The organism is Vibrio tasmaniensis (assembly GCF_024347635.1).
GTDB classification, from domain to species: domain Bacteria; phylum Pseudomonadota; class Gammaproteobacteria; order Enterobacterales; family Vibrionaceae; genus Vibrio; species Vibrio tasmaniensis.
In genome coordinates this window covers 916,477-931,753 of record NZ_AP025511.1, presented here as the reverse complement: position 1 = coordinate 931,753, position 15,277 = coordinate 916,477, and the positions used below count along the sequence as shown (strand labels likewise).

General features: G+C 43.9%; 9 protein-coding genes, 5 tRNA genes and 2 rRNA genes. 3 read left to right on the top strand and 13 right to left on the bottom strand.

Going from position 1 to position 15,277, the window contains the following annotated elements:
- Positions 1-103: 103 nt before the first annotated feature.
- The 8 genes from OCV44_RS18425 to OCV44_RS18390 all read right to left on the bottom strand — a co-directional run bounded on the left by OCV44_RS18425 (position 104) and on the right by OCV44_RS18390 (position 6,697).
- A 23S ribosomal RNA gene (locus OCV44_RS18425) occupies positions 104-2,997 on the bottom strand.
- Positions 2,998-3,422: 425 nt separating this feature from the next.
- A tRNA-Val gene (locus OCV44_RS18420) sits at positions 3,423-3,498 on the bottom strand.
- Positions 3,499-3,566: 68 nt separating this feature from the next.
- A tRNA-Ala gene (locus OCV44_RS18415) sits at positions 3,567-3,642 on the bottom strand.
- Positions 3,643-3,667: 25 nt separating this feature from the next.
- A tRNA-Val gene (locus OCV44_RS18410) sits at positions 3,668-3,743 on the bottom strand.
- A gap of 26 nt (positions 3,744-3,769) precedes the next feature.
- A tRNA-Lys gene (locus OCV44_RS18405) sits at positions 3,770-3,845 on the bottom strand.
- 20 nt (positions 3,846-3,865) lie between these two features.
- Positions 3,866-3,941: transfer RNA gene (locus OCV44_RS18400), tRNA-Glu, on the bottom strand.
- Between the two features lie 123 nt (positions 3,942-4,064).
- Positions 4,065-5,619, bottom strand: a 16S ribosomal RNA gene (locus OCV44_RS18395).
- The 16S and 23S rRNA genes sit together here with 5 tRNA genes alongside, the layout of an rRNA operon.
- A gap of 553 nt (positions 5,620-6,172) precedes the next feature.
- The gene (locus OCV44_RS18390) at positions 6,173-6,697 is read right to left on the bottom strand and encodes a DUF3087 family protein (RefSeq protein WP_139683471.1); all 525 of its coding nucleotides are present in this window, start codon (positions 6,695-6,697) and stop codon (positions 6,173-6,175) included.
- A 419-nt stretch (positions 6,698-7,116) separates the two neighbouring features.
- Here OCV44_RS18390 and trmY point away from each other — a divergent pair, with 419 nt between their 5' ends.
- A complete protein-coding gene (gene trmY, locus OCV44_RS18385; protein WP_139683472.1) occupies positions 7,117-7,716 on the top strand; it encodes a tRNA (pseudouridine(54)-N(1))-methyltransferase TrmY in 600 nt (199 codons plus the stop codon).
- A 123-nt stretch (positions 7,717-7,839) separates the two neighbouring features.
- Here the strand turns inward: trmY and OCV44_RS18380 are convergent, their stop codons facing one another.
- From OCV44_RS18380 to OCV44_RS18365, 4 genes are all read right to left on the bottom strand, one after another.
- Complete coding sequence (locus OCV44_RS18380) at positions 7,840-8,913, bottom strand: HlyD family secretion protein (RefSeq protein WP_139683473.1); 1,074 nt, start codon at positions 8,911-8,913, stop codon at positions 7,840-7,842.
- Complete coding sequence (locus OCV44_RS18375) at positions 8,880-10,196, bottom strand: glycosyltransferase family 2 protein (protein WP_170213686.1); 1,317 nt, start codon at positions 10,194-10,196, stop codon at positions 8,880-8,882. The genes OCV44_RS18380 and OCV44_RS18375 overlap by 34 nt, the downstream gene beginning before the upstream one ends.
- The gene (locus tag OCV44_RS18370) at positions 10,183-11,538 is read right to left on the bottom strand and encodes a TackOD1 domain-containing metal-binding protein (RefSeq protein WP_139683475.1); all 1,356 of its coding nucleotides are present in this window, start codon (positions 11,536-11,538) and stop codon (positions 10,183-10,185) included. The genes OCV44_RS18375 and OCV44_RS18370 overlap by 14 nt, the downstream gene beginning before the upstream one ends.
- 406 nt (positions 11,539-11,944) lie before the next feature.
- Complete coding sequence (locus OCV44_RS18365) at positions 11,945-13,045, bottom strand: permease (RefSeq protein ID WP_139683476.1); 1,101 nt, start codon at positions 13,043-13,045, stop codon at positions 11,945-11,947.
- A 233-nt stretch (positions 13,046-13,278) separates the two neighbouring features.
- Between OCV44_RS18365 and OCV44_RS18360 the strand changes: the two genes are divergently transcribed.
- Together OCV44_RS18360 and sigZ are read left to right on the top strand one after the other, a co-directional pair.
- Positions 13,279-13,575 carry an ArsR/SmtB family transcription factor gene (locus tag OCV44_RS18360; protein WP_004733042.1) on the top strand — a complete coding sequence of 99 codons (297 nt, stop codon included), beginning with the start codon at positions 13,279-13,281 and terminating at the stop codon, positions 13,573-13,575.
- A complete protein-coding gene (gene sigZ, locus OCV44_RS18355; protein ID WP_139683477.1) occupies positions 13,559-14,158 on the top strand; it encodes an RNA polymerase sigma factor SigZ in 600 nt (199 codons plus the stop codon). Before OCV44_RS18360 ends, sigZ begins: the two co-directional genes overlap by 17 nt.
- Before the next feature lie 167 nt (positions 14,159-14,325).
- On the opposite strand, the gene OCV44_RS18350 is transcribed toward sigZ, so the two are convergent.
- Complete coding sequence (locus tag OCV44_RS18350) at positions 14,326-14,940, bottom strand: YitT family protein (protein ID WP_139683478.1); 615 nt, start codon at positions 14,938-14,940, stop codon at positions 14,326-14,328.
- Positions 14,941-15,277 lie beyond the last annotated feature (337 nt).

Below are 15,277 nucleotides of genomic sequence, written 5' to 3'. Positions count from 1 at the left end.
TTAGCGGCAATTAATAATTCGGAAAACTGATTTAAAAGTCTCTCTTCAAACTCATTCAAGCGTTTGGTATTTCTTTGAGTCCACAAAACCCCTTGGGTGTTGTATGGTTAAGCCTCACGGGCAATTAGTACAGGTTAGCTCAATGCCTCGCAGCACTTACACACCCTGCCTATCAACGTCGTAGTCTACGACAACCCTTTAGGACACTTATAGTGCCAGGGAAAACTCATCTCAAGGCTCGCTTCCCGCTTAGATGCTTTCAGCGGTTATCGATTCCGAACTTAGCTACCGGGCAATGCCATTGGCATGACAACCCGAACACCAGAGGTTCGTCCACTCCGGTCCTCTCGTACTAGGAGCAGCCCCTTTCAATTTTCCAACGCCCACGGCAGATAGGGACCGAACTGTCTCACGACGTTCTAAACCCAGCTCGCGTACCACTTTAAATGGCGAACAGCCATACCCTTGGGACCGACTTCAGCCCCAGGATGTGATGAGCCGACATCGAGGTGCCAAACACCGCCGTCGATATGAACTCTTGGGCGGTATCAGCCTGTTATCCCCGGAGTACCTTTTATCCGTTGAGCGATGGCCCTTCCATTCAGAACCACCGGATCACTATGACCTGCTTTCGCACCTGCTCGAATTGTCATTCTCGCAGTCAAGCGGGCTTATGCCATTGCACTAACCACACGATGTCCAACCGTGTTTAGCCCACCTTCGTGCTCCTCCGTTACTCTTTGGGAGGAGACCGCCCCAGTCAAACTACCCACCAGGCACTGTCCGTAATCCCGATTCAGGGACCAACGTTAGAACATCAAAACTACAAGGGTGGTATTTCAAGGACGACTCCACCACATCTAGCGACGCGGTTTCATAGTCTCCCACCTATCCTACACATGTAGGTTCAATGTTCAGTGCCAAGCTGTAGTAAAGGTTCACGGGGTCTTTCCGTCTAGCCGCGGGTACACTGCATCTTCACAGCGATTTCAATTTCACTGAGTCTCGGGTGGAGACAGCGTGGCCATCATTACGCCATTCGTGCAGGTCGGAACTTACCCGACAAGGAATTTCGCTACCTTAGGACCGTTATAGTTACGGCCGCCGTTTACCGGGGCTTCGATCAAGAGCTTCGACCGAAGTCTAACCCCATCAATTAACCTTCCGGCACCGGGCAGGCGTCACACCGTATACGTCATCTTACGATTTTGCACAGTGCTGTGTTTTTAATAAACAGTTGCAGCCACCTGGTATCTGCGACTCTCGTCTGCTCCATCCGCAAGGGACTTCACTGATAAGAGCGTACCTTCTCCCGAAGTTACGGTACCATTTTGCCTAGTTCCTTCACCCGAGTTCTCTCAAGCGCCTTGGTATTCTCTACCCGACCACCTGTGTCGGTTTGGGGTACGATTCCTTACAATCTGAAGCTTAGAGGCTTTTCCTGGAAGCATGGCATCAATGACTTCACTACCGTAGTAGCTCGACATCGTATCTCAGCGTTAATGAAAGTCCGGATTTACCTAAACTTTCCGCCTACGTACTTGAACCTGGACAACCGTCGCCAGGCCCACCTAGCCTTCTCCGTCCCCCCATCGCAATTGTAAGAAGTACGGGAATATTAACCCGTTTCCCATCGACTACGCCTTTCGGCCTCGCCTTAGGAGTCGACTTACCCTGCCCCGATTAACGTTGGACAGGAACCCTTGGTCTTCCGGCGAGGGAGTTTTTCACTCCCTTTATCGTTACTCATGTCAGCATTCGCACTTCTGATACCTCCAGCAGCCCTTACAGACCACCTTCAACGGCTTACAGAACGCTCCCCTACCCCACATACCCTAAGGTACGTAGCCGCAGCTTCGGTGTATAGCTTAGCCCCGTTACATCTTCCGCGCAGGCCGACTCGACCAGTGAGCTATTACGCTTTCTTTAAATGATGGCTGCTTCTAAGCCAACATCCTGGCTGTCTGAGCCTTCCCACATCGTTTCCCACTTAGCTATACTTTGGGACCTTAGCTGGCGGTCTGGGTTGTTTCCCTCTCCACGACGGACGTTAGCACCCGCCGTGTGTCTCCCGGATAGTACTTACTGGTATTCGGAGTTTGCAAAGGGTTGGTAAGTCGGGATGACCCCCTAGCCTTAACAGTGCTCTACCCCCAGTAGTATTCGTCCGAGGCGCTACCTAAATAGCTTTCGGGGAGAACCAGCTATCTCCAGGTTTGATTGGCCTTTCACCCCTAGCCACAAGTCATCCGCTAATTTTTCAACATTAGTCGGTTCGGTCCTCCAGTTGATGTTACTCAACCTTCAACCTGCCCATGGCTAGATCACCTGGTTTCGGGTCTAATCCTAGCAACTGTACGCCCAGTTAAGACTCGGTTTCCCTACGGCTCCCCTAAACGGTTAACCTTGCTACTAAAATTAAGTCGCTGACCCATTATACAAAAGGTACGCAGTCACACCACGAAGGTGCTCCTACTGCTTGTACGTACACGGTTTCAGGTTCTATTTCACTCCCCTCACAGGGGTTCTTTTCGCCTTTCCCTCACGGTACTGGTTCACTATCGGTCAGTCAGTAGTATTTAGCCTTGGAGGATGGTCCCCCCATATTCAGACAGGATATCACGTGTCCCGCCCTACTCGTTTTCACTGATTATGAGATGTCGATTACGGGGCTATCACCCTTTATTGCGGCACTTTCCAGAGCCTTCATCTGTCTCATTAAAAGCTTAAGGGCTAATCCAATTTCGCTCGCCGCTACTTTCGGAATCTCGGTTGATTTCTCTTCCTCGGGGTACTTAGATGTTTCAGTTCCCCCGGTTTGCCTCCTGTTGCTATGTATTCACAACAGGATACTTGCTTATGCAAGTGGGTTTCCCCATTCAGGAATCCCAGACTCAAAAGGTTATTACTACCTAATCTGGGCTTATCGCAAGTTATTACGCCTTTCATCGCCTCTGACTGCCAAGGCATCCACCGTGTACGCTTAGTCACTTAACCATACAACCCGAAAGGGTCTTAGCGTATGGCAACTAACCAAGGTTTTTGGTTGTCATCAAGAAGGGTTAATTCTTGATGACTATTTGCCGGACTCAATTTACTTTTTGTTTCCACTTTTTAATAAAAAGTAGAATCAAAAAATGAACAATCATTTCTGATCATTCGAATACAAGACACTTGAATGTGTTTGTTGTGTTTATACCGTTCTTATAAAATAAGAGCAGATAAACATTGAGAACTTTTAAATTTGATTAACTTAATCACAGCATTGAGCTGTTTGATTTCACTTTTTAAAGTGAAAACCAATTAAGTAATCAGTCAGCTTTCCAAATTGTTAAAGAGCAAGAGTTTTTCAAGTTTTAAACTTTCAAAACCATTTTTAAATACACTCAGCTTTCTATTACTAAGAAAAATGTGCTTAAAGATGGTGGGCGATACCGGGCTCGAACCAGTGACCCCCTGCTTGTAAGGCAGGTGCTCTCCCAACTGAGCTAATCGCCCATGATAGTTTCTTTTGTCTTCACTTTTTAAAAAGTGAAAATAAAAGCCATCCTTACATGGAGAAAGAATGGTGGAGCTATGCGGGATCGAACCGCAGACCTCCTGCGTGCAAGGCAGGCGCTCTCCCAGCTGAGCTATAGCCCCATATTTTTATTTCCTTGGGAGGAAATGGTGGGCGATACCGGGCTCGAACCAGTGACCCCCTGCTTGTAAGGCAGGTGCTCTCCCAACTGAGCTAATCGCCCCAAATTTTTATTTCCTTGGGAGGAAATGGTGGGTCGTGCAGGATTCGAACCTGCGACCAATTGATTAAAAGTCAACTGCTCTACCAACTGAGCTAACGACCCTTTTTACTTCTTGAAGGAAGTGGTATCCCGTAGGGGAGTCGAACCCCTGTTACCGCCGTGAAAGGGCGGTGTCCTAGGCCTCTAGACGAACGGGACACTGCTAATTTATCTCCACTTTAAAAGTAGAAACAAACTTCGAAGAACCTTGGGAGTTCTTCTTCTCTTTGCTTTTCTAAACCTAATCAATCTGTGTGGACACTCATCGTGACTATCTTCGTATAAGGAGGTGATCCAGCCCCAGGTTCCCCTAGGGCTACCTTGTTACGACTTCACCCCAGTCATGAACCACAAAGTGGTGAGCGTCCTCCCCGAAAGGTTAAACTACCCACTTCTTTTGCAGCCCACTCCCATGGTGTGACGGGCGGTGTGTACAAGGCCCGGGAACGTATTCACCGTGACATTCTGATTCACGATTACTAGCGATTCCGACTTCATGGAGTCGAGTTGCAGACTCCAATCCGGACTACGACGCACTTTTTGGGATTCGCTCACTATCGCTAGCTTGCTGCCCTCTGTATGCGCCATTGTAGCACGTGTGTAGCCCTACTCGTAAGGGCCATGATGACTTGACGTCGTCCCCACCTTCCTCCGGTTTATCACCGGCAGTCTCCCTGGAGTTCCCGACATTACTCGCTGGCAAACAAGGATAAGGGTTGCGCTCGTTGCGGGACTTAACCCAACATTTCACAACACGAGCTGACGACAGCCATGCAGCACCTGTCTCAGAGCTCCCGAAGGCACACCTGCGTCTCCGCTGGCTTCTCTGGATGTCAAGAGTAGGTAAGGTTCTTCGCGTTGCATCGAATTAAACCACATGCTCCACCGCTTGTGCGGGCCCCCGTCAATTCATTTGAGTTTTAATCTTGCGACCGTACTCCCCAGGCGGTCTACTTAACGCGTTAGCTCCGAAAGCCACGGCTCAAGGCCACAACCTCCAAGTAGACATCGTTTACGGCGTGGACTACCAGGGTATCTAATCCTGTTTGCTCCCCACGCTTTCGCATCTGAGTGTCAGTGTCTGTCCAGGGGGCCGCCTTCGCCACTGGTATTCCTTCAGATCTCTACGCATTTCACCGCTACACCTGAAATTCTACCCCCCTCTACAGCACTCTAGTTCACCAGTTTCAAATGCAGTTCCGAGGTTGAGCCCCGGGCTTTCACATCTGACTTAATGAACCACCTGCATGCGCTTTACGCCCAGTAATTCCGATTAACGCTCGCACCCTCCGTATTACCGCGGCTGCTGGCACGGAGTTAGCCGGTGCTTCTTCTGTTGCTAACGTCAAGATGCGCAGCTATTAACTACACACCCTTCCTCACAACTGAAAGTACTTTACAACCCGAAGGCCTTCTTCATACACGCGGCATGGCTGCATCAGGCTTGCGCCCATTGTGCAATATTCCCCACTGCTGCCTCCCGTAGGAGTCTGGACCGTGTCTCAGTTCCAGTGTGGCTGATCATCCTCTCAGACCAGCTAGGGATCGTCGCCTTGGTGAGCCATTACCTCACCAACTAGCTAATCCCACCTAGGCATATCTTGACGCGAGAGGCCCGAAGGTCCCCCTCTTTGGCCCGTAGGCATTATGCGGTATTAGCCATCGTTTCCAATGGTTATCCCCCACATCAAGGCAATTTCCTAGGCATTACTCACCCGTCCGCCGCTCGACGCCCATTAACGCACCCGAAGGATTGTTAGTGTCGTTTCCGCTCGACTTGCATGTGTTAGGCCTGCCGCCAGCGTTCAATCTGAGCCATGATCAAACTCTTCAATTTAAGATTTTGTGACTCAACGAATACTGACTTCAAAACTAATATTTACCGAAGTAAACATGTAATTCTAAAGCTATTACCATTCCAACAGAATGGTAATGAATTGACTGTGCCAAATAACCGAAGTTATTCGTATTGGTCACTCAGTTCATTGAAATCAATTTTGATTCCGAAGAATCTGTTTTATCTAACGATAAAACGTTTTGATATTCATCAACGAGTGCCCACACAGATTGATAGGTTTAAATTGTTAAAGAGCTTTGCTTATCGAAACTTTCTTTTTACAAAGAAACCCTTGGAAGCGGACGTGAATTCTAGCGATTTAATTTTAAGTGTCAAACACTTTTTAAAATTAATTACTTTCGAACTTTTCGTCTTACTGATTACCGCTGAAGCCTTGTAGCGTCTGCGGTGTCAGTGAGGCGGCATTATAGAGTTCATCGAAAACATGGCAACCCCTTTTTTGATAAAAATTCAAAAAAATTGCTTAAGCGTCTACTTTTACGTCAAAACCCTCTTTCATAGGCCAAAGCTCATACAATCAAGAGCATATAACTTAGAATTTCGCGACTAGATCTTTCGAGAATGCCTCTATATCCAGTTCGATACGCCACTTTTCACTTAGCTCCACTATGTTATCTAGCGATTGCTGAACCGTTTTTATCGTCAATGTATTGTTATCTAGGTCGTATACCTGTTTTTGCGTAGTGTAATAGAAGTAAAGGATAGTTAATGCTTCTCGATCGCCTTGCTCAGCTTTCGGTTGAATACGCTTGAGCTTACGATAGATTTGATTGTGAGTTTGTTTGAGGTTCCACACATAAAGCGCTTCTTTAAAATACTCATGCCCTTTCACTCGGCTTGCGATAAACGCATTCAAAGCGACAGATAAGATCACCCCAAGTACATTCAAATGGAAATTACCTGTCGCTTCCCCAGTAACGGATCCAGCTGAACCAAAAAGTTCAATTAGAATGCTACCGAATACGATAGCAAACAATGCAAGTGACCCAACTAATGACACCAACAACAGGTTCATCTTCTTTCTATATTCTTCTTTATTAATCTTCTGTAACTTCACCGACAGCTTCCTTATATAATACCAATCGTAGTAAGTAACGGGTCATCCTAGCTGGTTAAAACGCTCAATAACTGCGTTAGAAACTTTGATTGTAGAATAACTACTTATCGAAAACTTCTGCCTTGTTCTTAAGCCTTTTTCCTGCGCTATTTATGATCTCTTACTTACTGTGATTGGTATAAGTCACCTAATAATTTGCGCATACTATCTATGTAAACCTTGCTTCGCTTCAACCTTTACCATCTTGTAATGTGGTCACTCTCTATTTAATACGTATAGAGGTTCTCGTCAGTACTATACATAACTCCATTTGACTTCATTAATAGAAAAGAGTTACATACCGCCATAATTTTGGTTATTCATCAATTCATGTTGATAAAGCCTGTTTCGCTTTATCACATACTGACAAGGTACATTCCATGCGTTCATTTGTATTACGCGCTCGCGCAGCCCCTACAGAGAGCAAACTTATCTTAGAAGGTGTTGGGCAAGACGCTCATACTGAGATTCTGGCTCATACTCTGATGAACACGATCTTCGTTGCTCAATCTCACCGTGAGAATGTCACCGTGCACCTTGTGTTAGAAAGTACTAAAGACTTTTCACGTACCATTACTTTCGATTCAAATGAGATCACCAACATTGGTGGCTTTCATGAATCGGCATTGTTATCAGCGGTAGTAAGAGCGGTTGATGCTTCTCAAGGTATGACAAAAGAACAGACACGTCAGGTTGAACCCGGTATCACTGTTCGTACGATGAGCTTTGAAAAGTTGGTTAAAGAGTTAGCTGAAGACCACCAGCTGTACATGATGGATAAGAAAGGCGACTTTATCCGTGATGCAGAGATTGCACAAAACCCATGTTTCCTTCTAACTGACCATATCCCTATGCCGAAGAAAAGCTACAACAGCTTGAAGCGTTTAGGGACAGAGAAAATCAGCTTAGGCCCGAACATGCTTTTTGCTTCTCAGTGTGTTGTGTTGATCAATAATGAACTGGATGTGCGTGGTTTTTGATATCAACAACTCTCTCTAAAGCAGAAGGTCACTCTAAAACAGCAGCTCGCTAAAAAATAGCTAGCCCTAAAACCATAAATGGAGCGATATACGCTCCATTTATTGTCAATGTAGTGTGCTCAATTAAAAACGCACTTCGACAGTCATCCCTTCAATCCAATACTCTGTGGGTAAATCAGCCATAAAGTTCAAAGCTACTTTTAGATAGGCAGGTTGCCCTTCAAAAGGGCTTGCTAATTGAGTCGGTAACTTGCTCACAACTTCGACCGAATCTGCAATCTCAGCTTCAAAAGTACTACCATTAGGAAATCTTACCTTGGTATGAGCTCCAATTATCGCGTTTTCTAAATATTTAGGGTCTAAATACGCAACCACTTGCGGGGTAGCATTCTTCGCTATCGTTACCAGTTCATCACCTTCAAATACTCTCTGCCCTTCAACAACATGAATATCGACAACGCGCCCCGCATAAGGAGACTTAATTGACAATTCTTGTTCAACAACACGTTTAAGTGCTAGATCTTTCATTAATGCACGCCGAGCCTGACTAACCGGGCCTGCCAACCCTCTTTCCTGCTCAGCTAATTTCGCATTTTGATAATCAAGTTTTTGACCATTGAGCTGACTATTAAGTGAGTTAGTCATCCCCACTATGCTTGCGTAATCCACATCGGAAACTTGGCCTTTCTTCCTATATTCTTCATAGCGCTTTTGAATTTGCTGTACCGTGTTTAGATTACTGCGCGTTTCTTCAATACCTTTCAAGTGCAGTAGGCCAATATCATCAGCAACGCGGACTTCTAAATCTAGTAACTCAGCATGAAGAAATTCGATTTGCGCTTCTACTTCCTTATTCGTCAACTGAATCGCTGTCTCTGATTTTAATATTTGACTTCCATCTTCTACAGGAATCGGGCCGACTACTCCTGCAACCTTAGAGGTTAAGGTCACAGGGTGTGAGGTAATAATTGCCGGAGCAATAACCAAAAAATTAGTCTTAAATAAAAAATACGCCACGAATAATAGTGGGCTAATAACCAAGCTTAATATCAAGTACCAACGTAAACGGTAGCCTCCTCTTTTCGCTTGTCCGTATGCAACTTTGACACCATCATCCGATTGAGGTTTATTCTTTTTATCAAGATGAAATTTCACTTTCATTGTTAAAACCTTTTGCCTTTTTTCAATACCCACCAAGGAGCCATACTGGACTCTTCATGACTTCTTCTAAATAACTCATTAACCATTGAGAACGCGGTAATCAATCGCATGAAGAACTGATAAAACGGATACAAGATTAGCCATTTTGCCATCTTAATATCTTCTTTCACTCTTTCGGAAACCAACCCAATATAGACAGTAAAAAACAACAACACTGTCGACAAATAGACGCAGTAGATAAGGATCAGAAGTGCAGCAACAAAATCGAAGGGGTAAGCCCAAAATATGTAAAACATGAATAGCGAAACTAGAATGGGCAGCAATACGTTTTGTAGAACGCCATAAACTAAAGTAAATATAAAATTTCCCCAACCGAGTAATCTAGGGGTTAGACCTTCATTGTGTTTCCTTAAAAACAGAAATAATAAGTCTCCATCCCATCTTAGCCTTTGTTGTACCAACCCTTTCAGTGTATCGGGTACATCAGTATGGCCCACAGCTTTAGGTGTAAAAGCGAGTTTATTGTTTGGATGTCTTTTCTTGTACTGTTTGAGCCTCATCGTTAAGTCGAGATCTTCAGCAGTATGAGTATCCCACCCTCCAACTTGCTTCAGAGTGTTCTTTCGAAAGGCACCAAATGCTCCCGATATATTATTGAGAACACCCCAGTTGGATAGCCCCGTTTTACCAGCTTGCATTGATAACATATATTCAAGAGACTGCATTCGCGTAAGCAAGTTTTCTTGCCAGTTTCTAACGCGTAAAGCACCTCCAGAAGCAATCACATTCTTATCAGTAAATTGCTTCATCATTTGTAACGCCATGTCGTTATCAAAAGAAGTATCACCATCAACATTAATAACAAAATCACCAGTAGCGTTATCTAAACCAGCATTTAACGTTGATACGCGACCTCCTCTTTGCCACTTAGGAATGACACGAACATCTCTGTTTCTTACCGTTTTATGTCTTTGCTCCCCTCGCATTGCAGCTAAGTAGGTATCTTCATTTTGAGTTGCTCCATCGACTACAGCTAAAATCTCAATTTTTCCGGGATAAAGCTGTTCAACAAGCGTGTCGATCGTTATCTCAATTGCATCTCCTTCTCCATAACAAGTAATGACAAACGAGATGCTTGGGTATTCTTTTATCTCTATATCACTGGCCGAATAAGACCAGCGAAAGATTCCACTTAACACAAGCAGAAAGAGTGGGAGCTCCACCATAATCATCATGGGGAAAAGCATTAGCCAAAGCTCAGAGTTCTCTAAAAGCATCCCCCAGAAGTACTGTTGGAGATCAAGGCTAACTGACAGCATAGATTTCACTGACTTTACTTTCTAACCAATAACCAACATCTTCTTTCATTGTTGGATCGGGTATACCCCATGCAAAGACATTCAGCGTGAAATCGTCATCTTCGATTAGAGAACAAAGTGCTTCTATTTTCCCGCGTAATACTTCTATATTTTCCATCTTAGCTTTGGGCATAAATACAAGAAGAACATCGCTTTTAAACTGGCAACAAATATCAGAATCTCTAAACAAGCCGTTTAAGCGCTCTGTAATTTGCTCGATTAAAGCAAACATTTTGGCGTCTCCATTTTTAGACACATACTGAGCTAAATCAGGTAAATATAACCCCAGTAATAGGTGCTCTTCTTCATGGCGAAGTGCAATTCTATTAACCCAACTAAGAAGATTAGAAAAATACCCGCCGTCTACTTTCCCGCTTAATGTCAGCTCAGGTGCAGATAGCTTCACTCCATGACGGAATATATACTCTCCCTGGGCTCCAAGTTTCAGCGAATAAATCTTCCTGACAACCAACTTTGAAATCTCGTTTTTTGTGCCACACTCGAAACAAGAAGCTAATGTCTCAGCCTCTGCAAAAGAGTGAGAGCACGAGTTACATGCATGGGTTTCTAAAGGACGATCATAGTCCACACCAATATGGCGAAGCTGCGTTAAACATTTAGGGCATTCTAATTTTTGATTACGTTTGAACTGCCCTTGCTCTGCAACATGACCACATGTAAAACAATGAAGAGAGGTACGCTCAGTAATATCAATGTCTTTGCAAGAAGGACACGCTTCGATGTAGTTTAAGTGGGCACTGGCACATTCATGACACACTCTAACTCGATCAATTAAGTCCTCAATATCAAAAGTGTCTCGCTTAGTCTCTGATAATACAAAACGATAAGTTGAACTTAACTCCGGATAGTAAAGCTCCACTAACGGATAGGAATATATCGATTTATGAGACAAATATTTGTGAGGTGATAATCGACGTGTTTGGTCCAAGCCTAACCATCCAACAAGAGGGTCTAATGTATCCGATGAGTCGATAATACTTTCTAACGTTCTTCGGTGTTGAATCACCTCTTCTTCAACACTTTCTGGATTTAAAGTGCCGTCTGATAAACACTCTGATAATGCACTATTGTCTAAAACATAAATCTTCCAAGACCAAAATTTCCTGCTACGGTGGAGTTGGCTCATCACGTCGTCTTGCGAACTAAGATCGCCATTTAGAACTATGACGCCGCCCAATAATTCAGGGAGTTGATTAATGTCACTGACTGGCACGAGCTCAAATGATTCTCTGGTTTCAAGTGTAGGGGTTCCAAGGCAGTAAATTTTCAACTTATCTTTCATTCATTAACTCCAATTTCTTGACGCTATCACCGTCAAATAAACGTAACATTTGAAATTTCGAGCGATGCTATTGCATTATTTACCCTTATACAAATACTAGATATCGATATGAAAACCGTCCAATCATTAGCCAAAAAGATTAAATAAGCCCACCAATTAATTAACACCAGCGAAACATGAATACTGTTAATGGTTGTTATCAAATCGGTTACATTCAAATCAAAAAATAGGTGTTGATGAGTGTTAATTTCGATTGCAGTACTTCCGGAAGAATAGCGTTTTCAAACAAATTAAGCCTAATGCCCATGCTTTTTTGACCACCTAAACAAAAAAAGAGCTCAACTAAGTGAGCTCTTTTGATTATCTATCTCTCGGTATAGATGGTGTTATCTCAGAATCGGCCTGATTAACCAAAGATGAAGCTGTATAGGAAGCCTGCACCCATCGCCATGCTTAGGATAACGAATAGGAATGCTGCAATCATTTGGTTTTTGAAGATTGATTTAAGCAGGATAACTTCAGTCAAACTTGCACCCGCACTACCAATGATCAATGCCATTACCGAACCTAGCGCCATACCTTTTTGTACTAGAGCAGCACTTAGTGGGATTACTGCTTCAGCACGAATGTACAGTGGAATACCAATTACAGCCGCTACAGGAATCGCATACCACATACCTTCACCAGCGTATTCTGCAATTAGGTCTGTAGGAATGAAGCCGTAGATGAATGAACCAATCGCGATACCCATCATTAGGTAAGGGAAAACTTGTTTGAAGTCTTTCCAAGTTGAGAACCAAATTCTCATCCAACGGCTAGGCTCTTTCTTCTCTACGATTTCAGCCGTTGCGCTACCATCCGTTGAGCAGCATGAAACAGTGACTTGTGGTTCTTCTTTTTTAGAATCGCAGCAAGATGTCTCTTTCGCCATTACTGGTGCAGGTTCACCACATGCACTTGTTCCACATGAAGACTCTGCCTTCGCTGGCGCTGCTTTCTTAGGAGCAGAATCACCACAGCTAGTGCCACAGCTTGAAGCAGAACCTGTCGATTCATACGCTTCAGGTTTTACGTAACGCTCAAAGCCAAGCTTCTCAAGTGCGTAACCTGCCACTACCGATACCGTCATTGCGACTAAGAAGTAGAACACTGCAACTTGCCAGCCGAACGTAATCACGAACAAACCAATGATCACTGGGTTCAATAGTGGGCTACCGAATAGGAACACCATCATTGGACCAAAACCCGCTCGTGCACGCAGCAATCCTTTAAGGAAAGGGATCGTCGAACATGAACAGAAAGGCGTAATCGCACCTAGTAGCGCTGCAACCACATAACCCTTGCCGTTACGCGAGCTCAGAATCGATTGAATCTTTTCTGGCGTAAGAAACTCTTGCAGAATCCCAACAATGTAGCTGATCGCCAAGAAAAGGATGATTAGCTCTACTGCTAAGAAGGCGAACATATCAAGTGCGTCTTTTAGCATTGTTAACATTTCATTGCTCATAATTAACTCCAAACTGGATTGAAGGCCGGACTCTATGAGAAAAGTAACCAACCCTTAATTTCGAATATTCTCGAATTATAGAAATATCTCGTAACAGATCAAGTTTTATTTCGACAAAAGTAGAAATAATTTTTAAAGGGTTTGTTTTTCAATAACTTAATAAATTACGGTCTTTACATTTGTATTTAAACCACATTTCGACTAATATCGAAATTAAATCTTGAGGAGTTAATATGAACTTAGAAGTCGTAGCGAAAGCACTTAAAGAGTTGGGTCACCCTATTCGCCTAACTATTTATAAGAGTGTCGTTAAAGCTGGCTACCAAGGCATTGCAGTTGGCGGCCTACAAGAAGAGCTCGGTATCCCTGGTTCTACCTTGTCTCACCACATTTCAAGCCTAGCGTCTGCAGGCCTCATCAGCCAGAGACGAGAAGGAAGAACTCTATTCTGCGTGGCGGAGTATGAGTGCCTAGAAGGTGTGATTGATTTCTTACAAGACGAGTGTTGCGTAAATGAACAGTGCAACTGATGCACCTTTGAATAAGGCACCTTTAAAGCTCGAACAAGTCTGGGGCGAGTATCAGCAAGCATTAAAGTCATTCCTGCATTCAAAGGTCAACAATTCTGCGGATGTAGACGACTTGCTCCAAGATATCTTGATTAAGACCTATCAGAACTTAGACAAGGTACAAGATGCGAGCAGTGTTAAGGCTTGGCTGTTCCAGTTAGCCAACAACACCATTATCGACTTCTACCGTAAACATGCACGCCAACAACGTGATAGCCAAATTGATGCTGAAGATCTGTGGTTTACCGATTTAGACCACGACTCTGAATTTAAGCAGAAGCTCTCATTGTGTATTGAACCTTTTATTCAGGCACTGCCAGAACAAAGTTCATCGTTACTGCTCGCTGTCGATATCAAAGGCCAAAGCCAGAAAGAGATCGCAGAGGCGCAAAACGTCAGCTACTCAACGGTTAAGTCTCGCGTTCAGAAAAGTCGTGGGGATCTTAAAAGCTTGTTTGAAGAGTGCTGTAACCTGTCACTTGATCAACAAGGCAATGTGATTGACTGCGAGCTCAAACCAGACAACGATTGCAGCAACTGCTAATAACTAATAACTAATAACTAACTCGAACCTGTTATTCAAATACAACAAAGCCAGCAATTGATGCTGGCTTTGTTGTTTTCATAATCTGTAAATCACCTTGCTTCAGCAAACTTAGTACTTAAGCGAATCTAATGCTTGAGCGAACCTCGCTACTCTGCTTCCACTTACTACGCTGCTTCCGCTTTAACAACTGCTTGATAGCGCCCCGGTTTATGATTCATTGCTAGAATCAAGTTGGTGACTATCGCACCAAGCACAGACAATAGAACCAAGGACACATCAACAATAAACAGTGAAAGCACGACAATCGTGCAGTCCAGTGCCATCTGAACCTTACCCGCTCGAATTCCAAAACGTTCTTGTAAGAACAACGCCAGAATATTGAAGCCACCTAAGCTCATTTTGTGACGGAAAATCACCAACATGCCGGTACCAATTAAGCCACCACCAAGCAAAGCTGCATACAATGCATGGATTTCAGCAATCTGAATCACGTGATACAAATGATCCACGGCGAACGAGACAATCGAAACGGCAATAAAGGTATTGATGGTGAAACGCCAGCCCATACGAGCAACCGACAGAATATAGAAAGGTAAATTAAGCGCGAAGAACACTTGGCCAAAGCTTAGATCTGTTACTTTGGTAATGAAAATTGCTAGACCAGCCGTGCCTCCGGTGAGCAAACCGACTTGATTGAAAAAGATAACGCCGAGTGAAACCAATGCGCTACCTAAGAGCAGTGCCAGTAAATTTTCGCGAAGGCTATGATCTTTATCCATGTGAATGACTCTCCCTGAATCTTTTAACATCGCATTTCAGTAGTTTGAAACGATTTATATCCAAATTTACGATGTTTAGCAGATAAGTCGAGCGAACAGCCGATCTTGCGAGGTGATTAGTTTGTATATTAGTTTTTACAGCTTTGTGAAATATCTCAATAAAGCAATTAGTTACGAGCATGAAACCAAGTTTCCATTCTGAATTACACGCTTCTACCGTTGAATCAGCTAGTTTAGAGTTTTCCTATTTATTGGTCATGTTTCATCCCAATTCCAGCGATGCATAAATCTATGCATAAAACGCATAGACTAAATCACAAATGGTCATTTGATACAT